The sequence below is a fragment of the Bacillus sp. AC266 genome (assembly GCF_979253805.1).
Map to the genome: position 1 here is coordinate 142,425 of NZ_CEEDEC010000003.1, position 26,160 is coordinate 168,584.

General features: G+C 34.7%; 22 protein-coding genes, 2 pseudogenes, 1 riboswitch and 1 other annotated feature. Of the genes and pseudogenes, 6 read left to right on the top strand and 18 right to left on the bottom strand.

Annotated elements, in window-relative coordinates; genetic code table 11:
• Positions 1-9: 9 nt before the first annotated feature.
• The 3 genes from AC0IXC_RS13905 to AC0IXC_RS13915 form a co-directional block, all read right to left on the bottom strand.
• A complete protein-coding gene (locus AC0IXC_RS13905) occupies positions 10-1,221 on the bottom strand; it encodes an MFS transporter (RefSeq protein ID WP_002168666.1) in 1,212 nt (403 codons plus the stop codon).
• A gap of 290 nt (positions 1,222-1,511) precedes the next feature.
• Positions 1,512-2,771 carry a GTPase HflX gene (gene hflX / locus AC0IXC_RS13910; RefSeq protein WP_002012171.1) on the bottom strand — a complete coding sequence of 420 codons (1,260 nt, stop codon included), beginning with the start codon at positions 2,769-2,771 and terminating at the stop codon, positions 1,512-1,514.
• A gap of 480 nt (positions 2,772-3,251) precedes the next feature.
• Complete coding sequence (locus AC0IXC_RS13915; protein ID WP_471652973.1) at positions 3,252-3,818, bottom strand: cobalamin biosynthesis protein CbiN; 567 nt, start codon at positions 3,816-3,818, stop codon at positions 3,252-3,254.
• 180 nt (positions 3,819-3,998) lie between these two features.
• Here AC0IXC_RS13915 and AC0IXC_RS13920 point away from each other — a divergent pair.
• A pseudogene (locus AC0IXC_RS13920) lies at positions 3,999-4,076 on the top strand (3-oxoacyl-ACP synthase); the annotation flags it as partial.
• A gap of 231 nt (positions 4,077-4,307) precedes the next feature.
• Here AC0IXC_RS13920 and AC0IXC_RS13925 read toward each other — a convergent pair.
• The 4 genes from AC0IXC_RS13925 to AC0IXC_RS13940 all read right to left on the bottom strand — a co-directional run bounded on the left by AC0IXC_RS13925 (position 4,308) and on the right by AC0IXC_RS13940 (position 8,942).
• On the bottom strand, positions 4,308-5,576 hold the full coding sequence (locus AC0IXC_RS13925) for an MFS transporter (protein ID WP_326996433.1): 1,269 nt from the start codon (positions 5,574-5,576) through the stop codon (positions 4,308-4,310).
• A gap of 153 nt (positions 5,577-5,729) precedes the next feature.
• On the bottom strand, positions 5,730-6,065 hold the full coding sequence (locus tag AC0IXC_RS13930) for a YrdB family protein (protein WP_326996432.1): 336 nt from the start codon (positions 6,063-6,065) through the stop codon (positions 5,730-5,732).
• 531 nt (positions 6,066-6,596) lie between these two features.
• A complete protein-coding gene (locus AC0IXC_RS13935; RefSeq protein WP_326996431.1) occupies positions 6,597-7,409 on the bottom strand; it encodes a polyphosphate kinase 2 family protein in 813 nt (270 codons plus the stop codon).
• 90 nt (positions 7,410-7,499) lie between these two features.
• Positions 7,500-8,942 carry a carbon starvation CstA family protein gene (locus AC0IXC_RS13940; protein WP_326996430.1) on the bottom strand — a complete coding sequence of 481 codons (1,443 nt, stop codon included), beginning with the start codon at positions 8,940-8,942 and terminating at the stop codon, positions 7,500-7,502.
• Positions 8,943-9,187: 245 nt separating this feature from the next.
• Between AC0IXC_RS13940 and AC0IXC_RS13945 the strand changes: the two genes are divergently transcribed.
• Positions 9,188-9,652: a hypothetical protein gene (locus tag AC0IXC_RS13945; RefSeq protein ID WP_002086342.1), complete on the top strand. Its 465-nt coding sequence runs from the start codon at positions 9,188-9,190 to the stop codon at positions 9,650-9,652.
• Between the two features lie 19 nt (positions 9,653-9,671).
• Here the strand turns inward: AC0IXC_RS13945 and AC0IXC_RS13950 are convergent, their stop codons facing one another.
• The gene (locus tag AC0IXC_RS13950; RefSeq protein WP_002135550.1) at positions 9,672-9,950 is read right to left on the bottom strand and encodes a hypothetical protein; all 279 of its coding nucleotides are present in this window, start codon (positions 9,948-9,950) and stop codon (positions 9,672-9,674) included.
• A gap of 29 nt (positions 9,951-9,979) precedes the next feature.
• On the bottom strand, positions 9,980-11,242 hold the full coding sequence (locus tag AC0IXC_RS13955; protein ID WP_326996429.1) for an MFS transporter: 1,263 nt from the start codon (positions 11,240-11,242) through the stop codon (positions 9,980-9,982).
• A 137-nt stretch (positions 11,243-11,379) separates the two neighbouring features.
• On the opposite strand from AC0IXC_RS13955, the gene AC0IXC_RS13960 reads away from it, so the two are divergent.
• On the top strand, positions 11,380-11,865 hold the full coding sequence (locus AC0IXC_RS13960) for an 8-oxo-dGTP diphosphatase (RefSeq protein WP_326996428.1): 486 nt from the start codon (positions 11,380-11,382) through the stop codon (positions 11,863-11,865).
• A 28-nt stretch (positions 11,866-11,893) separates the two neighbouring features.
• Here the strand turns inward: AC0IXC_RS13960 and AC0IXC_RS13965 are convergent, their stop codons facing one another.
• From AC0IXC_RS13965 to AC0IXC_RS13975, 3 genes are read right to left on the bottom strand one after another with little or no spacing between them, the layout of a single operon-like run.
• Entirely contained in the window at positions 11,894-13,519 is a 1,626-nt protein-coding gene (locus tag AC0IXC_RS13965; RefSeq protein ID WP_326996427.1) for a YndJ family protein, read from the bottom strand.
• Positions 13,520-13,524: 5 nt separating this feature from the next.
• A complete protein-coding gene (locus AC0IXC_RS13970) occupies positions 13,525-14,136 on the bottom strand; it encodes a DUF4166 domain-containing protein (RefSeq protein WP_326996426.1) in 612 nt (203 codons plus the stop codon).
• 4 nt (positions 14,137-14,140) lie between these two features.
• A complete protein-coding gene (locus AC0IXC_RS13975) occupies positions 14,141-15,049 on the bottom strand; it encodes a DoxX-like family protein (RefSeq protein WP_471652974.1) in 909 nt (302 codons plus the stop codon).
• A gap of 192 nt (positions 15,050-15,241) precedes the next feature.
• Positions 15,242-15,428, top strand: a riboswitch (Lysine riboswitch).
• 201 nt (positions 15,429-15,629) lie between these two features.
• Here AC0IXC_RS13975 and AC0IXC_RS13980 point away from each other — a divergent pair.
• Positions 15,630-16,859 (top strand): aspartate kinase, encoded by a 1,230-nt coding sequence (locus AC0IXC_RS13980; RefSeq protein ID WP_326996425.1) that lies wholly within the window; start codon positions 15,630-15,632, stop codon positions 16,857-16,859.
• Positions 16,860-17,139: 280 nt separating this feature from the next.
• Entirely contained in the window at positions 17,140-17,592 is a 453-nt protein-coding gene (locus AC0IXC_RS13985) for a VOC family protein (RefSeq protein ID WP_326996424.1), read from the top strand.
• Positions 17,593-17,881: 289 nt separating this feature from the next.
• Here AC0IXC_RS13985 and AC0IXC_RS13990 read toward each other — a convergent pair.
• From AC0IXC_RS13990 to asnA, 3 genes and pseudogenes are all read right to left on the bottom strand, one after another.
• Positions 17,882-18,223 (bottom strand): annotated as a pseudogene (locus tag AC0IXC_RS13990) (helix-turn-helix domain-containing protein); the annotation flags it as partial.
• A gap of 128 nt (positions 18,224-18,351) precedes the next feature.
• Positions 18,352-18,465 carry a helix-turn-helix transcriptional regulator gene (locus AC0IXC_RS13995; protein ID WP_002031128.1) on the bottom strand — a complete coding sequence of 38 codons (114 nt, stop codon included), beginning with the start codon at positions 18,463-18,465 and terminating at the stop codon, positions 18,352-18,354.
• A 144-nt stretch (positions 18,466-18,609) separates the two neighbouring features.
• Entirely contained in the window at positions 18,610-19,593 is a 984-nt protein-coding gene (gene asnA / locus AC0IXC_RS14000) for an aspartate--ammonia ligase (protein WP_471652975.1), read from the bottom strand.
• A gap of 70 nt (positions 19,594-19,663) precedes the next feature.
• Positions 19,664-19,923: a binding site (T-box leader), on the bottom strand.
• A gap of 408 nt (positions 19,924-20,331) precedes the next feature.
• Between asnA and AC0IXC_RS14005 the strand changes: the two genes are divergently transcribed.
• Positions 20,332-20,463, top strand: a complete 132-nt coding sequence (locus AC0IXC_RS14005; protein ID WP_000047589.1) for a DUF3934 family protein — start codon at positions 20,332-20,334, stop codon at positions 20,461-20,463.
• 135 nt (positions 20,464-20,598) lie between these two features.
• On the opposite strand, the gene AC0IXC_RS14010 is transcribed toward AC0IXC_RS14005, so the two are convergent.
• The 3 genes from AC0IXC_RS14010 to AC0IXC_RS14020 all read right to left on the bottom strand — a co-directional run bounded on the left by AC0IXC_RS14010 (position 20,599) and on the right by AC0IXC_RS14020 (position 26,158).
• Positions 20,599-23,805: a DEAD/DEAH box helicase gene (locus AC0IXC_RS14010; protein ID WP_326996422.1), complete on the bottom strand. Its 3,207-nt coding sequence runs from the start codon at positions 23,803-23,805 to the stop codon at positions 20,599-20,601.
• Between the two features lie 119 nt (positions 23,806-23,924).
• On the bottom strand, positions 23,925-24,857 hold the full coding sequence (locus AC0IXC_RS14015; protein ID WP_326996548.1) for a response regulator: 933 nt from the start codon (positions 24,855-24,857) through the stop codon (positions 23,925-23,927).
• Between the two features lie 2 nt (positions 24,858-24,859).
• A complete protein-coding gene (locus AC0IXC_RS14020; protein WP_326996421.1) occupies positions 24,860-26,158 on the bottom strand; it encodes a sensor histidine kinase in 1,299 nt (432 codons plus the stop codon).
• Positions 26,159-26,160: the final 2 nt, after the last annotated feature.

Sequence of the window (26,160 nt, forward strand, 5' to 3'; positions counted from 1 at the left end):
GCACATCTCCTATTCTATCGTTTTCTTATCATTTGGCAGTAACAATGAAGTCAGTCCAATTAATGGTAAACAACTACATAATAGCATAATAAACTGAAGACTATACATATCAGCCAATTTCCCAAGGACTACAGCACCTAATGCTCCAAGACCAAACGCAAGACCGACAATTAATCCTGACACCATTCCAACTTTCCCTGGAACAAGTTCTTGTGCATATACAACGATTACACTAAAACTACTAGAGCTAATAAATCCAATGCATAAAAATAACGGTACAACCCACATAAGAGAAACGTGAGGTAACAATAGTGCAAGTGGCGCTGAACCGAGCATTGAAAAGACAATAATCTTTTTCTTACCGAATCGATCCGCAAGCGGACCACCAAAGAAAGTGCCTAATACACCAGCAATCATAAAAGCGAAGACGAAATACTGTGCATTTTTTATAGATAAACCGTAATGCTCTATTAAATAAAATTGATAGAAATTCCCGATACCAGCACCGTACCAAGAACGTACGAATGTTAGAAAAACAAGAAGTATAATAACAAATTTAATGTGCGTACTTACAATCGCATTTTCAGCCTCAAGTGCAGCCCTCTTTTTCCTTCTTACAGCACCAGTGGCTAATTCATTTTTATACCAATTTGATACGAAAATTAGTAATACAATTCCAACTGCTGCAAAGGCTGTAAAACCTAAAGAACCAATTTGACCGAGCGGAACGAAAATTAATGCTGTAAAAATAGGTGCTAGAGAATTCCCTGTATTTCCCCCCACTTGATAAATCGCTTGTGCTAAACCTCTTTTTGCACCGGCTGCCATGTAAGCAACACGAGCGCCCTCCGGATGAAAGACCGCGGAACCTAATCCAATAAATAAAACAGAAATAATAACAACTATAAAGTTCGGTGCAAATGCAAGTCCAATCATCCCAAGCATACTCGAAAACATACCGAGCGGTAATAAAAATGGTGACGGCTTCTTATCTGAATACATCCCAAAAACCGGCTGCATAATCGATGACGTCATATTTAACGCAAACGCAATCCACCCTACTTGCATATAGGATAAATTCATCGTTTTTTCCAAAATAGGAAACAACGCTGGCACAACTGCTTGCATCGAATCATTCAAAAAATGTCCGAAACTAATCGCAAATAATATTCGATATATTGTCGGTGTTTCTACTGTATTTTTTTGTGAAACTGCCTGCATATGTGTATTTCTCCTTCCTGTACAAAATGTATATTTATTACAGTTATTGTAATAAATTTAGACTTTAATCAGAATAAATTCTGAGTTTTGAAACATTTCTATTCTATACTGGTTTCATTTCTTTTTCCAGAAATTCAACTTCTAAAAAAATATATTTTTTCTATGTGCTTTGTCGGATTTATTTATATGAACTCTTTGTATTTTCTTTTATACTAAGGCAGGACGAAAGGAAGGCTTGCAACTATGAAGAAAAAGACGATCCTAAAACATATTAGGATCGCCTTTTTTTATTAAATAGAAAAACGCTTATATTTCTCATAATCACTCGTCTTACATTCTAGTGCCATTTTCGTACCTTCGTTTTCATAACTCGTAGATAAAACGTGTGCATGATTGTTGAAATACGAAACTACCTGCCCTTGATCATACGGAATTAACATTTCACACTTCGTATACTCTTTATAAATGTGTGAACGAACTACTTCTACAAGCTCTTCAATTCCAACATGTTTCTTCGCAGATAGATAAACGCGATCTTCTTGCACTTTCGGAATTTCAACATCTACCAAATCTGATTTGTTGTATGCATAAATCGTCGGGATATTTTCCACGCCAATTTTCTTTAACGTTTCATTTGTAATATCAATTAATTGCTCATAATTGGGATTTGAGTAATCTACAACATGAATAAGTAAATCTGCTTCCGCCACTTCCTCTAGAGTTGAACGGAATGCTTTCACAAGATGATGCGGTAATTTACTTACAAATCCAACAGTATCCGTTAATAAAAATGATTTATTATCCGGCAAATCAATATTTCGTACAGATGTCTCTAACGTCGCAAATAACATATCTTTTTCAAATACTTGTTTCTCTACAGTACCATTAAAAATTTCAAGCATTGTATTCATTATCGTTGATTTACCTGCATTCGTATATCCTACTAACGACACAACTGGAATTTCATTTTTCTTACGTTGTTTACGCTGCGTTTGGCGCTGTGCAACAAGTGCTTCTAATTCTTTATTTAGAGCCGCAATTTGTTCTTCAATTTTACGACGATCTAATTCCAACTTCTTCTCACCGACACCTTTATTTTTCGTGCCAACTCCCCCGCTTTGTCTTCCTAAAGATTCACGAAGACCGATTAAACGAGGCATCATGTACTGAAGATGGGCCACTTCTACTTGCAACTGCGCTTCTTTCGTTTTCGCACGTTGCGCAAAAATATCTAAAATTAAAATGGTACGATCAATTACTTTACAATCTAAATCCTCTTCTAAATTTCGAATTTGTGAAGGAGATAATTCGTCATTAAAGATGACCATATTTGCATCTGCTTCTTTCACATACGCTGCTACTTCTTCAATCTTCCCTTTTCCAATATAATGCGACGGATTTACTCGTTGTAAATTTTGCGTCACTTGACCGATTACTTCCACATCACAAGCTTCCGTAAGATTTGCTAACTCTTCCATCGAATATGCAAAATCAGCTTCCTTACCTAAATTCACTCCAACTAATATTGCTCTTTGTAATAATTCTTCCATATATTTATTCCTCCATTTCGATTACGCAAAATAAAAAACACAGGTCACTGCCTGTGTTTTCGTAAACGGATAAGGGTTCACCAAAGAAATAGAAGAAAGCAGTGCTTTCGTCCTATACATGGTCAAAAAGTCCCAAGATAGTATACGTATCCAACAAGTGTTCACCTATACTATCCCATTCTATTTATAAAGGCAAAACAAAAAGAGGGCGTATTCGTCCCTCCCTCTTTTTCACATATAAGCTTAATAAAGGGTTCCTTTAAAATAGGCAGACCAATCCCGTTCACTCTGTACACAGACAGAGCCTTTGAGCGCTATTCAATTATTGGCACAAAGTATTGAGACGTAATCTGATTAAGATCAAAGGAAGCCCCTCCGTTCATTTTAAGTTACATAAAGTGTAGCATAAGTAATTCGCTTTCACAAGATTAAACCACCTATAGAAACCGAAAGAAAATCTTTATATTTTTACTTTAATCGTCATTTTTTGCGAGTTCTTCTCACAATAAAAATAACAACAGCAATTAACAATAACACACCTATAGAAATGATAGTTACTTGCCACCAACTTAAACCGCTTACCATTTCATCTTTTAAATCCACTTTCTTCTTCGGAACAGACTCTTTTGCAATATGACGTAAAGCCATTTTCTCTATCTCTGCCTCATCTAATCTCTTCGTTCCACTGCAGCTAGATGTCTCCAACAGTTTCACTTCTCCTCTATGAGAAGAGAACACTCGGTACTCTCCTCCCTCTGCAAAACGAAACGCACAACTACTACTACTACTACTACTACTGCTTGTATATATAATAATTTGCGAAGAACTTGTCCCTTTCCAAATTTTCTTCACTTCAAATAATGTTTTCATTCTTCCGTCCTTCTCTTGAACTTCTAATACCTTACCTTCAAACACTACATCATTTTGTTGTAACCTCTCTTCTGGTGATGCTTTAGTACAATCACAAGCATAAGATTTCTCTGGTAAAATAAAATAAGTAAAGCTACAAATTAAAACAAGAGACAATACATATACGATTCTTTTCAAGAATCTCAAACCCCTTCATTATCAAATTTAGAAGCTTTCCGTATATTATTTGGACATCACTCCTCAAATCCCTTTCCGTTTATTAAAATATATTAATTTTATTAAACAGAAAATCTTTATCAATATTTTTACGATCTAATATTAGTATCGATTATAAAAAATAAGTTAGGAGATGTTCTTATGAATTCTCAATCTCGTATTACTGCAATTGGTACTTATGTTCCAGATCAAATATTATCTAATAACGATTTAGAAAAGAAGGAAAATTAAATAATGGAGATACATTTTTACTGCAGGGATTTGGCGATGGATGTATGCATTTAGGGCTTATTGTGGAGTGGGATTTAAACTGAAATTTCCTTTTATACAACTAACATTACGGTAAATGAAATTATATCAACGATTCCAGTTAAACTATTAGTTAATCGCAAAAAACAGCATTCAAAGATTGATTACCTCCCTTTGAATGCTGCTTCTTTTATCTTAGGCTTATTCACCTGTCCGAGACCATATCACAACTGGAATAAGCAGTAAGGCTACAGCCCCTCCCGCTAATGATAATGCCGCATAACTTGAATTAGCTACTACCATACCTGACATCGCTCCACCAGAAGCTCCAGCTAACGCAACAAATACATCTATTTTTCCTTGTGTTTTTGCACGTGTAGAAGGTATAGTTGCATCAACAATTTGAGCTGTACCACTTATTAAACCGAGGTTCCACCCTAACCCAAGTAAAGACAGAGCAACAATTAATAATAATAAAGAATCACTCGGCGCTATCGCAGCTATGACACCCGCCGCTAGTAAAATTACTCCACCAGCTATACTCATCGTAGTTCGGCCGATTTTATCAATTAACATTCCTGTAACGAGAGACGGAAGATACATTGCACCTACATGAAAACCAATTACAAGCCCTATTGCACTTAAACCATGACCATGATGCCCCATATGAACTGGCGTCATCGTCATAATCGCAACCATCACTATTTGAGTAAGTATCATTACGATTGCTCCAACAGTAACACCACGTTTATTTTCTATCATTTCTTCTGTTACTGGTTGCCCTTTATATGTATGTTCTTGTTTATATGTTTCTATTATGTTAGCAATAATTAACGGATCTGGACGAAGCATAACAAAAAGTACAAGACCCGCAAGTATAAATGCCGCTGCTGATAATATGAACGGACCAGCAAGGTTAGGAATTCCAATTGAATGGGCAAAATCTCCCATTACGCCTACTAAATTTGGACCAGCTACCGCACCAAAAGTCGTCATAACCATCGTAATACTAATAGCAGTTGCTCGTTGTTTCTTATCTGCTAAATCGGTACCAGCATAACGAGCTTGTAGATTCGTCGCTGTACCCGCACCATATATGAGTAAAGAAACTAGTAATAGAATAATACTATTTGTTAACGCAGCCAATACAACTCCAATAGCTCCTAGTCCTCCTACTATAAACCCTGTTGCAAGTCCTATTCGGCGACCATATTTTTGCGATAACTTCCCAACAAAGAAAGCCGCTACCGCAGATCCCATTGTAAACATAGCAGCCGGTAATCCTGCATACGCATCCGTCCCAAGCATTTGCTGCGCAAGAAGTGCACCTACTGTAATTCCAGCGGCTAACCCGGCTCCGCCAAACATTTGTGAAATACTTACGATTATTAACGTTCGTTTATATAATTTTTGTTGCTCTTCTTCTGTATACATACGCTTACTTATTAAAGCATCTGCTATATCTATCATTTCCTCACCCTTCCTATGAAACTAATATCTCTTGTTAATGTACTATAAAACAACAAAATCCCAAAATTGAAAGCGCTTAAATTTATCCATATTTCGTTACTCCTACATCTTAAATAATGCTAAGTTCCTTTCGTGAAGAAACTTAGCAAAAAATTATTGTTTCCAAATAATGATTAAAGTACGATTTATTACAAATACCATTCCAAGAATAATAGCTAAGGTTATTTGATCAACAACATATAGAGCAACTGAGGTAACTCCAAACAATATGATTTCCAACATAAACCTATATGGTTCTGGCAGTTTTAATGATGCTTTAGGTGCAATGAAAATCCCCCATATTGTCGCAAAAAGTAGTGGTGAGCCAATGCCAAAAATAAATTTCACATATACACTTTCCCAAAATTGAAAGCCCCAGTAACATAGTGATGCAAGAGCACCTAATTCTAGAAAAAATCGAATCGCTAAATTTATAGGTTTTATAAACATTTAAAGAACACCCCTTTGAAAAATATATTTAAAATCCTATGAAAATAATATTATGCATCCGTTATTTGAACTTGATACGTGCCCATTCATGACATGTAAAAAACAATTATACATCTTATTAATATTATTTAGTTTATCTTTCTAAACTTCGAAAACTTGATCTTGACGGATAATGAATGAAAGCAAATATTTAATGACAGTGATACATATGCCTATAATCACAAAATAAAGAACTCCACGGTTTACGTTTCGCCCATTACCGAGGAGTTCCCAAAATAATTCTATAAATTTTTTTGGCAGCTAACGTTCCATAATTAAAATGCGATTCATATTTAGCCTATTCCCCTACTACTCTTTCTTAAAGTTTCCCCTTCCTAAAACAACAAACTTACTACAGCACAAACTAAAATAATTGGTACACTCGCTTTATATAAATATATAAAATACTTCCAACTAAAAAGCTGTCTTTTAATTTGGGTTTACCAAATTAAAAGACAGCTTCCCTTCATATTTCCTATACAAACCTTTTTACTATTTGACTCCTGCATCTTGCACAGATTCAATTTTCTTTTTCTTTCCTTCTTTTATTTCATTATAATAAGAAGGTAATTCTATATTATGCTCTAAGAAATAATCCTCAATTAATGAAATAATTACTTTCAATGTTTTCAAACGGGCGTATAATTTATCATTACTCGCGATAATATGCCATTTTGCATTCGGCTTATTTGTATTTTCAAACATGTCTTCTATTGCTTCGACATACTCATCCCATTTTTCACGATTTCGCCAGTCTTCATCTGTAATTTTCCACCTTTTAAGAGGGTTGTTCTCTCTTTCTGTAAATCTCTTTAACTGTTCGTCTTTACTAATATGATAGAAAAACTTTCCTATTATGTAATGATCATCAGTTAATAGTTTTTCGAAATCATTAATTTCACCATACGCTCTCGTCCACTCTTCTTTTGTAGCAAAACCTTCAACACGTTCAACTAATACACGCCCATACCATGAACGGTCGAATATAGTAATTTGCCCATATTGAGGAAGTTTCCGCCAAAAACGTTGTAAATAATGATACCGTTTTTCATGAGGAGCAGGCGCCCCAATTGGATTTACTTGGAATCCACGCGGATCAAGATGTTCAGTTACTCGCTTAATCGCTCCGCCTTTACCTGCCGCATCCCAACCTTCCATAACCATCATAACGGCTATTTTCTCTTCTTTTAATATTTGCTGTAGTGCCAATAAGCGCATTTGATATTTTTCAAGTTTCTTATTGTACTTAGATTTTGATTCAATTTTTTTCGTTAAATCTACTTTAGCAAGATGCTCTTTTTCCATCAAACGAATCCCCCTTGTTATATGACAATGTTATTTTAACATATTTATTGGTAATTTTTTCTTGTTCCAAAAAAGCTGTGTAGAAAATCTCTACACAGCTTCTTTCTCTAATTGTACATCCACCTCAATATTCTCTCTTCTATTCCTTACAGCTTTCATAAAGAATACAGCAGTTAAAATAACTGTAATAACCGCACCTACAATATACGATGTATTTAGCGGAATATTAAAACCAATTTTTGCATTTAAAATATAAACAACTGTCATGAGCGTCATAAATATCGCTGGAATTAAAGAAACGATATACTGTTTTCCTTTTATAAATAAATACATCGTTCCAATCCATAACGCAATGGCTGCAGTCGATTGGTTAGCCCAAGAGAAATACCTCCATAATAGTGTAAAGTCAATTTTCGTTAAACCATATGCAATAACAAATAATGGAATCGCAATAATTAAGCGATTTTTTAATTTTGTTTGATTGAAATGGAAGTAATCCGCAATAATAGAACGTGCCGCACGGAATGCTGTATCTCCAGATGTAATTGGTAATACAATGACACCAAGAACAGCTATTGTGCCACCCACAGCACCTAACATCGTCTTCGAGATTTCACTTACAACCGCAGCTGGTGTACCCGATTTAATTAGCTCATTTAATTCACCGTAAGAGAAAATACTCATTGCCGCAGCTGCCCAGATCATTGCAATTATCGCTTCTGCAATCATCATACCGAAAAATACATAACGGCCATGTTTCTCCGTTTGAAGTGTACGTGAAATAATTGGTGATTGTGTTGCGTGGAATCCTGATAAGGCACCACACGTAATCGTCAACATTAATAATGGGAAAATAGGTGCATTGTCTGGATGCATATTTTCAAACGTTAGCTCTGGAATAGGAGAACCTTTTATTATCATCATTCCCCCTATGCCAATAGCACTTATTAGCAATAATGCACCTAATACCGGATAAATTTTACCAATAATTTTATCAATCGGTAAGATAGTCGATAAAATGTAATATATGAAAATTACAGATAAAATAATAGTTATTGACAATTTTCCTTGCAATACAATATCAAGTAATGATGCTGGCGTTGTTATAAATACAGTTCCTACTAATACTAAAAGTAACAATGAAAAAACATTTACAATATGTCTCATTGCATTCCCTAAAAATTTCCCTGCTAATTCAGGAATATGCGCCCCTTTATTTCGTATAGAAATCATCCCTGTAAGATAATCATGAACGGCTCCTGCAAAAATCGCTCCTATCACAATCCAGACAAATGCAACTGGACCATATAAAGCACCTAATATTGGTCCGAATATAGGACCAGTACCTGCAATATTAAGTAATTGAATCATAGAATTCTTTCGCCTATCCATAGGTACATAATCTATCCCATCTTGATTCACATAAGCCGGTGTCTTTCTCGAATAATTTACTCCAAATATCTTTTCAATTAACTTTCCATATGTAAAATAACCGATTATCAATACGACGATTGACACTAAAAATGTAATCACTTCTATCCCCTCCCCCTTCAGAAAGCATTTTCTTATTTCTATATAAGAAATCGCTTTCAATTTATTCTAGCATGTTTAACTATATTAAATAAACGTTTTATACAGAATTTTTAGCATATTCTTTTTATAAGATAAAAAAAACAGCCTCTCTTATTTACAATACCCCCTTACATTATATGGTATATTTTTTCACTAAGAGAAGATAATAACAAATAAATCCTTTAAAGAATGGGAGCTCTCTAAAGATGAAACGAAAAATATTTTCTCTCTTTGCACTAATCTGCTTAGCACTACCAATACAAGCTAGTGCATACACATTTCAATCACTACCAATTGCGTCAAAGTCTAAACAGTGGTATATCGAAATTGACAAATCTCATAACTCAAACAAGCAAGCCGTGCAGCCAAAACAAGGTGTATATGATACGTATAGTTTACTCTTAAAAAATATTGGTAATGATGTTGCAAATGTATCGGTGGAAATACTTGATAACACACCTACATCTAAAGCTACCTTTAATCCTACTTCATCTAATAACAACGTTTCAAAAAGTCATACAAGCTTTGACTACATGGTATTCCCATTAGACTTTAATAGCCATAATTTTAAAGTTGTCATTACTTGGGAAGAAAAGAATTTCTCTTACAACGGTCATCCAGTACATGAGAGTAAAAAAATGAAGCAAACATTTGTGTTTAATGAAGAGTAAGTCCTAATTTGATTAGGGCTTACTCTTTATTTACAAAACCCGATTGAATTGCTTCTGTCACTTCTTTTGCAATATGTATTTTTGTAGCGTCTACACATATTTTTTTGTCCCAAACATGTACGGAAGGCTCTTCATTAGACAAATGCTTAATTAAGATGAATCGATTATATGTCATTTTATTTTCTATAGGAGTAGCAATATACACCGTGAAATTCCTTGCTTCAAATACCTTTTCTCCCAAAACGTATTTACATCCCAACTCATGTACTACTAAATCATGTAGATTTTCTATAGTCATATACCATCCCCCCCTTTTTGCCTACATAATCAATCGAACCGCCGAATACTTGGTACAGACAATGCCATTCCAATTGTTATGAGTACTAAAATAGCTAGCATTATAATTGTTATCTTTCCACCTATTACAGTAGCTAACCAGCCTACAACCACATATCCTAATGGCAATAAAGCAAATGAACCTAACATATCAAGGCTTGCCACTCTTCCAAATGCTTCTTCTGGTACAAGCTCTTGTAAACTTGTTTCCCAAATGAGCCCAAATATCATAATACCGAATCCTTCAATTGCCATTAATCCAATTAAGACAGGTGCCCAAGAAACGAAAGGCATAATTAATAGTGCCATTCCACTTATTAAAACACCGCCATACGCAAGTAATCCTCTCTTATGCCACTGCTGCCTCCCACCAAAAATTAGCGCTGCAATTACAGCTCCAGCACCAGAAGCAGCCATACCCAATCCATATACGTAAGCTTCAAAATGATGATGAACATTAAACAACCATGGAATTAATACAACGATAATGCCTGCATAACAAATATTAACGAAAGAAAAGACTAGAATAGTAATCCACAACCACGGATGGCTTTTTAGAACAAGAATCCCTTCCATAAAATCTTGTTTGTAATTGACTTTATTTCTTTCAAATTTCTGTATTTTATTAAACTTTATTTCTTTTAAAAATAATAAACATAAAAATGATAACAAATACGTTGCTGCATCTAGTCCGAAGCCTATCCCTGCAGATGTAACTGATACTATCAACCCTCCAAGAGCCGGTCCAATTAATCGTATACCCTGATTACTCATTTGCGTTAATGCGCTAGCTGCATTTCGAATTTCCGGTACAAATACTTTCGCTCTTACAGCTGAATATGCCGGCTGAAATATCCCTTCCATAAGTCCATATAATGCAACAAGTACATATAAAAGTGGAATTGTTAAAATGTCCATAAATATAAGTGTTGCAAATAAGAGCATTAATATACAGCGAATTATATCTGTAAATAACATCAATTTCACCCGGTCAATTCGATCCACGACTAATCCAGCAAACGGTAACGCAAGAATATTAGGAAGCATGTATATTGCCATAGTCATTCCCATTACAACTGTTGAACCAGTTAATGAATACACAACGACTGGCAGAATAACCATCGTTATCGAACTACCTAAAGTCGAAAGTAATTGCCCAATCCATAAAAACTTAAAGTGCGGTGACACTTTAACTGGCAATAACAATTTACCGACATAACCTAAATTTTTCTCTGTTGGTATTTCTCCTTGCATATCTCTCTCCTCTTTTCAAATGATTATAGACTTTATAATAAATAACTGAAAATTAATAATATTCTATTTTTAATTATATAAGAAACTATTATATTATGGTAAAATTATCAAAAAAAGATAAAGGAGAATACATTATTATGCCTCAAAATTCTCATAATATCGAGCACCGCATCTATACAATGTGTATGATCCAGCGAAATAATGACGCTTTACTTATAAAACGCCCCGACCATCGAGGTTTTCCTGGCTACATAGCTCCTGGTGGAAAAGTAGATTTCCCAGAAAGCATATTACAAGCTGCTATACGAGAATCGAAAGAGGAGACCGGACTCCACGTTTCTAATTTAATTTTCAAGGGGTTAGACGAATATGTAAATCCTAAGGAAAATGTTCGATATATGGTATTTAACTATTGGACAGATTCATTTGAAGGTGAACTCCTTTTGAATCCTCCTGAAGGCGAATTATTATGGGTGCCAATTGATACAGCACTCAATCTTCCTATGCAAGATTGGTTTAAAGAGAGATTCCCATTATTTTTTGAAAAAGGTACGTTTGAAATTCAGCGTGTCTGGGACCCAGACTTGGATAAACAAGTTGCTATGACAATTACCCATACATAAAAAAGCTTGGAATCTCTCCAAGCTTTTCTTACTTTCCCTCTATTTTCTTAATCTCATAATCAATTTCTAAAAACTTAACTCCAAATATCCACATTCTATGATTAGCTTCTAATATTTGATCGTTGCGCTCTTTAATAATAAAAGTCTCTGCTAATGGTAAACGTATTGTAAAGAAACGAGTATGTAAATAAATCCCCTCATCTCCCCTGCCATTCTCTCTTAACTTACTTGTAATGATTAAAGCATTATCATCATTGCATAACTTCAAAATACCAGTCATATTCGAATATGGTAAAGGTAATGCGATATTCATATATGTATCTTTCTTGTATGTATGCTTTGAATAAAGAGCTACAAAAATTGTCTCCCCTGCTTCATTTTTTCTTAGCCAAGCCCTTACATTCTCTCTTCCATCCTTCTCATCTATTATCCCAATGATAGAGCCATGCATCGTTTCCCACTTGCCGCCCATTCCTAAATGTATTTGTCCTACACGCTTACTCATTTTCTCATAACAAAATGCAACCGGACGGAACCAACGAGTCCATTTTATATGCGATTGTAACTCATACTCTTTTGTATTTTCATAAAAACGAATAATACTTAAAGGAATCTTCGCCATGTCAAATGCCTCACTATGAAAATCATTCATTTTATCAACTAAACCTTTGTATTCCTTGCGATCTATTAAATTTCTGTTATGTAAAAATGCTTCACCAACTGTCGCATTTCCTCTTAACCTGCTCATTGTTTTCCCGTAATATTTATAATTCGGAGTACTCTTTTCAATCATCCAACCAACAAATGCTGGTAACGCTACTCCAATTCCATTTACAACACCGTGAATCCAAACCATTTGTGCAATTGTAATCGTCATTACTTGTTTGAAATTTCCGTATGAATATATGAGTGAAAACATTATTGTTACCATAAGTGTGCTAGAAGAAAGAACTAAAAGTACCTTCGCACTTATAGCATTGAATTTCGTTCTCCACACGTAAACTCCATATCCATAAATCGCACATAAATATATGAACACTGCAAAAAATTCAAATATCCTTGAGTATGTAATTCCTATCGCAACTGTCATAGGTGAAATGACTATGATAAACATAATAGCATCATACACTTTACTTCTCTTTTCTCTTTTCCTTCCAAGTAAACCAACTGATAACGGCAATAGAAATGCCGAGTAATGAAAGTGTGCCGCTGTAAGTAAAACAATGTCAGAACTAAAGTGCATAATTGAAACCTTTGCTACTGAAGCAAAAAACCAAAAACCACCTAAAAACAAATAAATAAATGCACTATCGATAGCCGTCTCTTCTATCGGTTTCCATCCTCTTTCTAACAATCTACTTACACCAAATAACGCAATGATTCCTGTATATGCAAACCAAAGTAGCGCAAAGAAATAGTGATTTGTTACGAAAGCTAGCATTGCACTGATTGCTGCAATTGGATATAAAAACGATACAAATTTATAAAATAATACATACGATCCATTTCTTTTTTTCTTATCAATAATACAAAAAGACATCGGTATAAATAACAAAATAGATAATAAAATAATTGCTTCAACTGGGTTTACATTTGACCACTCACATATTAGAAAAATAATATAGCAAGCAAGCCCAAATAGTATATTTTTCATATCGTTTATTCCCTTTCCACAAATGTTCCCTTATATGAAAATAACGAACCAATTAACGGATTCCGTACTTGTACATGAATTCGAAAACATTGCAGTGCATCATCATAACTTTCAACAATTTTTGCCTCTCCATATAAAAATTTTGGTAACGGGATTTTTCTTCCAAACATAAAAAACCATTGTTTCTTTGAAGAAATATGCATCCCGCCTTTTTCATCAATATAAAAATTCAATGTAGAAACGAGTAAATGTGGCTCACCAAAATAATCTACAATTTCATTATTCTCTTCATCCAACTGCATAACAGCGTTAAAATATCTTTTCTTATTATGAAAATAAAAAGTACGATTCCACCGTACAAACTCATTTCCATGTTCATCTCGCTCAGCGGTATTATGTATCACAAACGAAACTTTTTGCCCTCGCTCAGAGAAAAACATTCGAAACTTCGATGTAATTTTTAATATTAATTTAACGAAAAAAGATCCTCCATAAATTTCATCCATTTCCCCTTCCCCAATAAAGCTATTTTCCTTTGTTATCGCATATCGTTCCTGCAATTTTGGATGAAGCCTTTTATAAGAATCCCCTAATAATCTTTCATAAATATTAACCATATACTTATCCCTTTCTCGTCCTCTTGCAATTTTTTGCGCTTGGCAAATTCGTGCTATTTATATAACCGACAATCGATAACCCTATTAGAAGAAAATTTAATGTAATCGGATTAAACGGTTGCGTAAAACTAGCGATATTCGTCGATCCTGCCGCTAATGTTAAAACTATCAACAATATAATATGCAATATAAATAGTTTTCGCTTTTGAAGTGGAAATAGCCACATAACACCCCATATTATTTCTAAAAATCCAACTATTTTAAGTATAAAAATACTACTTTCATTCGATCCGATTAGTGCAGAAAGCATCTTTACTTCTTCTGAATGAGTAAACATCAATTTCGGTACAATCCCTTGATATAACCATACGAAAGCAAATAAAAAGCAAACTAGCCAATACGTCATCGTTCTTCTAATTAGCAACTTAGGATGAAGTCCCTTTTCTAACCATAATTTTAAAGCATCAAAACTCCATGCTGTCGCCCAACCTAATAGTGGACGAAAAACATATAAATCTATCACATTTCCTATACGACCAAATCTCGTATCATAATCATATTGCGTTTCAAAATGAATATGTTCTTCATTCGGTGTATACTTCCAATAACCACGCCCTATTTGTATAAGTGATAATTGATTGTCTGTCCAAAATTTTAAAGAGGAAATGCGTTCTCCAGTTTCTTTTCTTATTTCACCTATCGATTCCCCTTCTCCGGCTATTTCAAGTCCAAATCCGATCTTTGTTTTATATAAAAACTTCTGTGGTTCTCCCTCTTTTTTTTCTAAATACGAAATCTCAGTAAAACGAGCATCCCACTCTGTATGTATATCAGGCTCTTGTGTATATGCCCATAGTTTCTCCATTGTTGTGTTCATTTCTGTGGCTACATAAATAGGCTTTTTCTTCCCCATCCTTCCACCTCCCATGCGCTATATTTTCAATGTACATGCAATGAATCGATTTTGCTACATTTTTCACAAACTAATTTAATAAAAAGATAGAATTTCAAAAAAATACAAAAAACACTTGATTCCCTGAAAAATTTAAATTATTATAAAACAAATGTTACCAACAACTTCATAAATCATACACTCTCGCCTAAAACGTGAGATAGAGGTTGCAACGCTTATAAGTATTCTAAAGGAGACACAGAGATGTCTATGATTTTAGAGGAAAGGAAGTGTTGCCGAAATTGATAAATTTCTCTGCATTTATCAATTGGGGCTGTTTTCGAATAGAAACAGAACTGTCATATGTACAGACGTGTACGTATGAAGAGCTATCTACAAAAAAGAGATATCATTTTTATGATATTCCTTTTTTGGCGGTTTTTTTATTAGCTCCGTTTTCTGTTTCCCTTTTCCTGTAACAGCACCATCCTCACTTATTTGAGATGGTGTTTTTTGTTTTTCTCTCTGGTAACTACAGGAATATTGGGATTTGTATATGTCCTAACCTATTCTTAAAAATGGACGAAAGAAGGAATTCGTAATGGAAACGATTGTACAAAAATTTGGCGGTACTTCTGTCGGAAGCGTCGAACGCATTCAACATGTAGCAAATTTAATTATTGAAGAATATGAACGAGGACATAGTATTGTCTCTGTCGTTTCAGCAATGGGAAAAAGTACGGATAAACTTGTAGCACTTGCTAACGCTATTACTGAAAATCCAAGTAAACGTGAAATGGATATGCTCCTATCTACAGGAGAACAAGTAACCATTTCATTATTAACAATGGCACTACAAACAAAAGGTTATAACGCAATTTCATTAACAGGATGGCAAGCTGGTATTACGACAGAATCTGTACATAGTAGTGCACGGATTATTGACATTAACACTACTCGTATTCAGTCTCACCTTACTGAAGGCACGATTGTTATAGTAGCTGGTTTCCAAGGAGTAAGTGAAGAAAATGAAATTACCACACTTGGCCGCGGTGGCTCTGATACGACTGCTGTCGCATTAGCTGCTGCACTAAAAGCAAAAAAATGTGATATTTATACGGATGTGACCGGCGTATATACGACTGATCCACGAGTTGTACAAGATGCTTATAAATTAGATGAAATTTCTTATGACGAAATGTTAGAGCTTGCCAACCTCGGTGCTGGCGTATTACACCCACGCGCTGTTGAATTTGCTAAAAATCATAATGTAATTTTAGAAGTTCGCTCAAGTATGGAACAAGAAAACGGAACAATTGTAAGGGGAGAATGTAACATGGAACAACAATCAATCGTTAAAGGTATTGCATTTGAGGATAATATTACACGCGTCACAATTAAAGGATTAGAACAAGGTGCACTTTCAACAGTTTTCTCTACATTAGCAGCAGCACATATTAATGTGGATATTATTATTCAAAGTATTACAAATGAAGGAACTGTTCACCTCTCCTTCTCAATCCATTCTAATGATTTAAGAGAAACATTAGAAGTATTGGAACAACATCAAGAAGCACTTCACTACGAATCTGTAGAACATGAAAATCATTTAGCAAAAGTATCAATTGTAGGATCTGGTATGGTATCTAACCCAGGAGTTGCTGCGAATATGTTCACTACTTTAAAAGAAGAAGATATTCATATTAAAATGGTAAGTACATCAGAAATTAAAGTATCTGTCGTTATTGACCGTCTTCATTTAGTAACGGGTGTTGAAGCACTTCATCAATCATTTATGGCGAAAATTGAACCTTTAGTGCAAATGATTTAATTTCCACCAGTAAAACTTACAACAAATTATATGAATCTATTTCCTTCCTATATAAATAGAAAGCTGTTTGCATAGTGGAAAGTGAGAAAAAGGTTATTTAGTTTAAAATCAAGTCGTTTGAAGAACAATAAAATTGTTAAAAAACGGAAGCAAGTCATTCTATTCAACAATCGGGCAGTTATCTCCCACCTAACTTCCTCGCATTCGCCGAATTTTGAGGTGGGAGTCTTATTGCCCGCAAATAGCGGGATAAATTTTTACACATAAGGAGATAAAGACTATGGCAAACAACAGATTACTAAGAATGGACAATGTCAGCATCGTTGTAGAATCTCTTGATAACGCAATCTCTTTCTTCAAGGAGATTGGATTAAAACTCGAAGGGCGAGCTACTGTCGAAGGTGAATGGGCTGGTCGCGTAACTGGACTCGGTTCTCAGTGCGTAGAGATTGCTATGATGGTTACGCCAGATGGTCACAGCCGAATTGAACTTTCGCGATTTCTCACCCCACCTACTATAGCAGATCACCGGACAGCTCCTGTAAACGCCCTCGGTTATCTGCGCGTCATGTTCACCGTCGAGGGCATTGACGAAATGGTATCCAGACTTACTAAGCATGGTGCTCAGCTCGTTGGAGAAGTAGTTCAGTATGAGAACTCGTATCGACTCTGCTACATTCGTGGAACCGAAGGAATTCTAATTGGTTTGGCGGAAGAACTCGATAACAAATAAGTAAGTGATGTTTTATAAAAAGCCTTTACTGAAATATTCATTACTGAATTAAAAATATTTGAAGCACATTCTTACTCCATAAAACTTAAATTTTCAGCCCCGTCCTAACTTTAGAACGGGGCTATACTCGTTTGAGCTTTTAAAATTAAATAACTTTATTATCATTTTACACATAGATTTCAAGACTCTATACAAACAGCTTTTTAACATATTACCTATATCTAAAAATCTTTATAAAATAATTAAATTATTCGCAATACCTTTTCCTAGGAAATATAACGGACTCTTCTCACTTCTTATCATATATATCTTTCCCTTTAAATAACGAGCGAAATTCATTCAAAATAACTTTCTTCACGTCGGAATAAAAGACCATCATGAATAGCGCAGCCCCTAATAAAATCTCTTGAATTCCTTCGTAATCAATGAAAGCACTCATAATTAGCAAACCAAATCCAATATAAAAACCAAACTCATTCTCTTTCTCAAAATCCTCATCTTCTTCATCAATATGTATTTTCTCTTTAAAGTTTTGATTCCCTTTTATTAATTCATCGAGCGTAACGTTGTACATTTCGCTCAATAAAATTAAATTATCAATGTCAGGGTAACTTTTATCATTTTCCCACTTATCCCGCTTTAACAGGCACTAAATCCCATCGTAGCTTTTACATACATCAAGGAATCCAGATGGGATTAACTGCCTATAAAAGCCCGATTGGTTCAACTAATAATCAGTGGGATAAATCGCTCCACTGATTAAAGTTTCACTTTATACACCGCTTGCCTAGTTACCCCAATTTTCTTTGCAACATCCTCTTGTGAAAATCCTTTTGATTCTCGTAATTTTTTTAATTGTTCTCCCAAGTTCATAACGCCCCCTCCTTTAACAAATTATTACATAAAAGGAGATAAAAAAGAAAGAAACTATTAGTAACACTCACTGTAAACCACCAGTTTACACAATAAAAAAGGGAGAGTAACTCTATTTTCGAGCCATTCTCCCTCTCACTTATATTAAAACAAATGAATGTTTTCTTTCTTACAAGCTTCACGTAAATCATCAGGCCATACAGAAGATTGAACTTCACCAATATGTGCTTTACGTAAGAAGTACATACACATTCTTGATTGGCCGATACCACCACCAATTGTTAATGGTAGTACGTCTTCTAAAATACCTTTATGGAAATCATACTCACGTTTGAAGTCTTCACCAGTTTTCGTTAATTGCTCATCAAGTGCTTTACTATCAACACGAATTCCCATTGATGATAATTCGAACGAAGCTTGTAGTACTGGGTGCCAGAATAAAATGTCACCGTTTAATTTCCAATCATCATAATCGGACGCGCGTCCATCGTGCTTTTCACCTGAACGGAGTGCATCACCAATTCCAATAATAAAGACTGCACCGTGTTCTTTCGCAATTGCATGTTCACGATCTTTCGGTGTTAATTCTGGATATTTATCTTCCAGTTCTTGAGAAGTAATGAAAACAATTTCTTCTGGTAAATACTTTCCAAGGAACGGATACTTTTCAAATAAGTGATCTTCCAATTCTTTGAATATTCCATAAATTGTTTGTACTGTTTTTTGTAAGTAATCGATAGTACGCCATTCTTTTTGAACGATTTTTTCCCAATCCCATTGGTCAACATAAATGGAATGCGTTGCATCAAGTTCTTCATCACGACGAATCGCGTTCATGTTTGTATATAAACCTTCACCAGCTTCATATCCGTATTTATGTAATGCGAATCTTTTCCACTTCGCTAGTGAATGTACAATTTCTAATTCTTCTCCTGAATGTAACATATCAAATTCAATTGGACGTTCTACACCGTTTAAGTGATCGTTTAATCCTGATTTCTTCGTTACGAATAATGGTGCAGATACGCGGAATAGTTCAAGTCGTTTTGCTAATTGATCCTCAAAAAATGTTTTAACTTCCTTAATTGCGATTTGAGTCTCTCTTACTGTCATTAATGATTGATACATGGTGGTTTCCTCCTAAAATGTTTGGATGTTGTGAAAAGAAGCCAACAAAAAAAGCCCTTCTTCCCCAAAAAACTGGGACGAAAGACTTTGGTTCCGCGGTACCACCCAAATTAGCAACAGAGGTTGCTCACTTATACAATACGGAGATTAAAAAATCTCGATACTGTTCTTCTTGTAACGGCGAAGTTCCCGGCTAAGTCTACTTTCCTATAAAGGATTTCGGTTAGCGACTCCAGGAGGTTCTTCATAATAGGCTTCGTATCAGGCTCACACCGTCCCTGACTCGCTTAAACTACATCCTACTACTACTCGTCCTTTCATAGTCGTTTTATTGTCACATCTCTGAAACATTTTATTAATGATTATTCTATACAAAAAATCGATAAAGTCAACAAAAAGTTTTAAAATTTTTTTCAATTCTTTATTTTATGCCTTTACCGACTGTTCTTAATATAACATTTTTATTTCCTTTGTCTCTTCAATCCAAAAAACATTTCACTAATTGAAACTAACATATATACAACAACTAGTGTGATTGTTCGAAATATAGAATCCGCAGTATTTCTTATTATTTTCATTTTCTTTATAATTCCTTTCAGTTTACTCGCAATTTCATGATATACTATAGCATTCAAGCAGTTTGTTTTTATTTAAAGCAAGCATAGTCATTTATCGATAGTATTTTTCTAAAACATTGGCTATTATCAAATCAGATTTTTTATATAACGGAGTGATCATATGAGTAAAACGAAAGCAAAACCGAAAAAAGGTGTAGGACAAGGTACAGGAAGTAAAGGATGGAACCGTTGGCAATCAAGTGCGAAAAAGAAAGCTGCAAAACCATACAAAAGTAAAGGTACAAAGAAATAAAATAAATAGTGGGAGACGAACAACTCCCACTATTTAAAGTTTCACTTTATCTCTTTACTTTGTACAAAACAAAATATAATTATTACAACAAAAAAGCTATGCTTTCATCTCTATGAAAGCATAGCTTTTTGCATATTAAATCATAAGAATATCGCGGATTTCTTCCTCCGTAATAGAAGATAACTTCTCTTCTCCCGGCTCGATAATTTCAGCGATTAAATTTTTCTTACTCTCTTGTAACTCGTGCATTTTTTCTTCAATTGTTCCATGTGCTACTAACTTAATCACTTGCACTGTATTTTTTTGTCCCATTCGATACGCTCTATCCGCAGCTTGTTGTTCAACAGCTGGATTCCACCACAAGTCGTACAATATAACTGTATCTGCACCTGTTAAATTTAGTCCTGTGCCACCAGCTTTTAACGAAATAAGAAATAGATCCCCTTCTCCTTCGTTAAACCGATTGCATAGCTCTACACGTTCTTGCGCTGGTGTACTCCCGTCTAAATAAAAGTATGGAACTGCTTGACGATTTAATTCACGTCCGATTATCGAAAGCATCTTCGTAAATTGGGAAAAGATAAGAATTCTCTTCCCTGTACTTCTGCATTCCTCCAAAATTTCTAGCAGCTGATCAAATTTAGCTGAACTACCTTTATAGTCATCAACAAACAAAGCAGGATGACAACAAATTTGCCGTAGTCTCGTTAAACCAGCTAAAACCCGAATTTTATTTTTACGTAACGTATCTTTATCCAAATGTTTTAACGTTTCTTCTCTTAACTTTGCTAAATAAGCTGCGTAAAGCCTCTTTTGATCTGGTAAAAGTTCTGATGATTGCAAGTGCTCAATTTTTTCTGGGAGTTCGTGTAATACATCACCCTTTAACCTTCTTAACACGAAAGGTTTTACCCGCTTCGCAATATCTTCACGTCTTAAATCACCGAACTCTTTTCTTCCCGGTAATAATTCTGGGAAGACGACGTGGAAGATAGACCATAGCTCTTCTAATGAATTTTCTACAGGTGTTCCTGTTAATCCAAAACGGTACTCCGCCTGCACTGTTTTTACCGCTCTTGCAGTTTGCGTCGTATGATTTTTAAACGCTTGTGCTTCATCAAGAAATAGCGTATGAAATGGCTGCTCATATAACCTTATATCTCTTCTCAGTAGAGGATATGACGTAATGACAACATCAAATTTCGTTATATCTTTTAAAATTTTTCGGCGCTCTGCTTGATTTCCATCGGCAATAACTGCTCTAATATGTGGAGCGAATTTTTTCAACTCACTAAGCCAGTTGTAAACGAGGGACGACGGAGAAACAACTAATATAGGCAGTTTCTTCTCTCGAATTTCCGGCAAAACAGAGTCTATAAAAGCAATACTTTGCAACGTTTTCCCCAGTCCCATATCATCAGCTAAAATGCCGCCAAAACGATAATAGGCAAGTGTTTTCATCCACTGAAATCCGTATGTTTGATACTCTCTCATTATCGCATCTAAGCCACTTGGTACCGCAAACTTCAGCTTTTTAGGGTTTTGAATGTTCTCTACCAATTCTTGAACAGACTCATCTAAACTTAATACGTTTCCTTCTTGCAGTGAATTCATCCATTTCACACTACGAATAAGAGGGACATCTATTTCTTCGCCCTTTAAAAATCCTTTTCGAATACTAGATTCTTTTATAAACTGATTAATATCATTAAACTCTTTACTCTCAAGTGATAGTAGAGCACCACTTGCTAAACGATAATATTTTCGTTTCTCTTCAAGTGCCACTAATACCCCTTTAATTTCTGCCTCTGGAATACCTTTTATATCAAAGCGAAATGATAACCAATCAATTCTCTCTTTCCTTCTAACTCTTATAAGAGGAGCTGTGTCTCCCTTATGAATTCGTAATTTGATGGCTGACGTCGCATAAATATCAACTAAACCTTTTAACGTTGGAACAGCATGATATAAAAAGTTATACTCAGCTTCTTCATTATGCATAAAATAACCGCCTTCCGTTTTCGCAAAGGCACTTTCACTCATAATGTCTAAAATCTCTTTTTCCTTTTTCTCATCACGATTAAAAACAGATGGCTGCCCATCCTCTTCTAACGGATTAATCACGACGTTTCCATAATGAAATTCGAGACCTGCTAACAAACGATTTTTCACTCGATCTAAATACAATTTTGCTTTTAATGCGGGTGTTTCAACACGATCTGATACTACCTCATCTATTCGCACAGTTCCTAGCTTCATTAACCCTGGTACAACTTTTGCTACAAAGTGCTCCATCTTATCTGCTGGAATATACAATTGGTTACTACTAGAACGATTCATCATTTTTTGTAATTCGATAAGTCGCTTACAATCCTCAGCATTCAACTGATACAGTTTCCCTCCAAATAGAGCATAACTATACGTATCCATTACTTCTACTTGTTGTAAGCCGTCAATATAAAGTGTAAACCCACCGTTACTCCCTTTATTAAACTCAAAATGTAAAGGAAGTAGCCCTTTTGAAATTTGTAAACCGTGAAAAGATTTTCCATCTTGATTAAGTCCCACAAACTCAACTTTAGAAAGTAAAGAAAGCATATCCTTCCATGAAGCTGGCGGTATTAAAATCATACTATCATCTTGTTTTGCATGTACTTCCAGTGTATCCTCATACATTTTTTCATTATGATAAATTTTAATGAGCTGCTGAATAATCGCATCCGTTTCTTGCTTAAAGCTATGTACATCTGGTGTATATGTAAATTCATTCGAACAATTATAGGACTCTCTTTTCTCCACATTGGAAAGAAATTCTCTAATATGATTTACAAAATACATCTTGGCGAGTTTAAACTGAATACCTAGCAGTGCCCCACCATTTTTCGTAACTACTGGCGTACATATAAATTCAACATGAAGTATTTCACGTGTATCAAAACGGTGTTGTTTACTTTTTGGTCTTAATGGTTTTTCTGCAAATAAATGAAACATCCCGCTTGTTAATTGATCATTTCCACTCATATTCCCGCTACTAATAGGCACCATTCCACCGGTTTGCTGATTATAATTTATTTGTATCAATACTGCCGCAACATGTTGACAGTATGTTTGAAAAGACGCTAACGAAGGACAACTACATTTCGCAACAACATCACCTTTTTTAGCTTTTTCTACTGTAACATGAAAATCTTCGTTCCCTTTTACCGTCGCTTCGCAAATTTCTTTATTTTCATCATAATGATTTATTATTACTTTATTTGATTTATAATAAGCTTCGCCTCTTTTATATGAGGTTTCTCCGCATACTTCTTTAATAATCGATTTATTTAATGTAAAACCCATTGTTTTGACACTTCCTTACTTTAAAACCAGTTTCTCTTAACTAACATTTTACATGCTCCAAGAGAAAATATAAAATGTAGATTTAATAAAAAAAGATGCTTGTATATAAGCACCTTTTTTCACTCTATCTCCATCAACCTTTTCGCCTCAAAATACAACACTTGAATAAATTTCTTCGTATTAATTCGTATATGGCCAGAAGTTGCTACTTCATCCTTTGTCATTTCTGTCATTCGTTTTCTAACTACAGTGAAATCAAAAAATTTCGGAGCATAGCTTTCAAATTTCGGATTTGAAAAGTCTGTTAATCCAAGGGAAGCTAAGTGATTTAACGATTGATAAATCGCTCTACGTACCCTTTGTTCAGATGCTTTTCTCTCCTTATCTATATCTGCATCTGAAGCTATATTCTCTAATTTTCTTATAGTTATATGGTAAAAGATATCTTTTAGCGCAGGAAATCCAAATTCAAACGTTTGCTCTTTTTCTTGTCCATATAAATATTCCAACATACTAAGTAAATCTTTACTTCCATTCTCTCCCGCAATACCGAGTTCTGATAATAAATAGCGCCCTGAATCTGCTATTCTTTTTCCTTCTTGCATTGGCTCATTTCGAACTTGCGGCTGTTCCCACTTAAAAACGTTATTCAATGATTTTTGAATATCATGTATAGAGCGCTCTAAACGAATACGTTCCATTACTTTACGTACAACAGATATAACCTCAATTTTATTTAATGGTTTAGTAATATAATATTCAACACCAAGTGTATACGCCTCACCAATAAGCTGTTTCGATTCAACTTGAGAAATCATGATGATTTTCCCTGAAAAAGAGGACGCAATATGGCGAACTGTTTCAATCCCGTCTCGCATTGGCATTAATAAATCAATAAATAAAATATCTACTTTTTTAAAATTTAGTTGGTCGGCTTCAATAAAAGCTCCGTCTTCCGATTCTCCAATTACTTCCCCAAGATCACCATCTTCAATAATTTGTGAAAGCATAGAGCGGAAAACTTCATCATCATCTACGATATAATAAAACAACTTCATTCTCCTTCCCGCTTTAAACTGCACTCCGGTAAACAAACGACAAACTTACACCCTCCGCCAGTTTCTCGGTCTTCTAATCTCACTTCTCCTCCGAGCTCTGTTACCATTTCGTTTATGTAAGAAAGTCCAATTCCTGTTGATGGTGTTCCCGTTTGATCATACTTTGAAGTAAATCCAGGCTTAAATACTAATTTCTTATATTTTTGTGCAATACCAGGTCCATCATCAATTACTTCAAAGAATATATGGTTATCAAGTTTATATAACTTAATAATAATAACGCCATTATCCGCAATTGCTTCAACTGCATTTGCAACTAAATTATTAAAAATTGATAAGACCGTGTACACATGATATTCTGCATGCTCACCTTCTATATGTTCCGAAAAACGTATATCTTTTTCTAACATTTCAGCGTACTTCTCATTAATTCTTACAATCATTTCCGCTAATTCATGTCCTTCTACATACTCAGCCACATTTTTATCTAATAACAGTTTAGATAGTCCTGCAAAAATTCTTTGATTATCCTTTTTGATTTCGTGCACTTCTCCTGCTATTTTTAATGCTGTTTTGCTATTTAAATCATCGTTCGCTTGTAAGTTTCGATATAGTTGATATGCTTCTTGTGTAATTAACTCAGCATTTTGTAACGTTTTTTTCAAATGGACAGATTCCACATATAAATTAGAGAGGTACATTAACATATTTTCATTTTCTTTTCGCACTTGTGATTCTTTTAACTTCGTTTCATATAAGTTCATCATATTTAAAAAACCAAGCGCAAAGAAACTACGGAAAATAGCAATAATAATTAGTTTATTCACTTCAGAAACTGTTATCGTTGTCCCTAGCACTAACATATGATAAAACGCAAGTTCAGACATACTTGCGATAATTTCAATTGTAATTCCAAGACATCCTATCACAATTGGCTTCTGATGAAACTTATTCACCCTACAAAGCGAAAAAAGACTTCCATAAATAAAATAATAAAAGAACACAGGATAACGCAAATAAAATGATTCTGTCATATGGAATGAACCTTGCAATACCCAGTCAAGACATACACGAAATAAGACTACAGATATACCTACAAGAATACCTGCAGCTGCTGCTGGCACTCTTCTTAAAAATAGTAATAAAAAGAAGAAAAGCGGTGTCCCGAAACTAACACGAAACATATCATTAAAAGGATGAAAATTCAGCTCTCCAGCAATCGGAACAACAACCATTAATATAATTAAAAGATACATATCTTTCTTCCATAATTGATTCCAATTCAAAGGTGCCACTT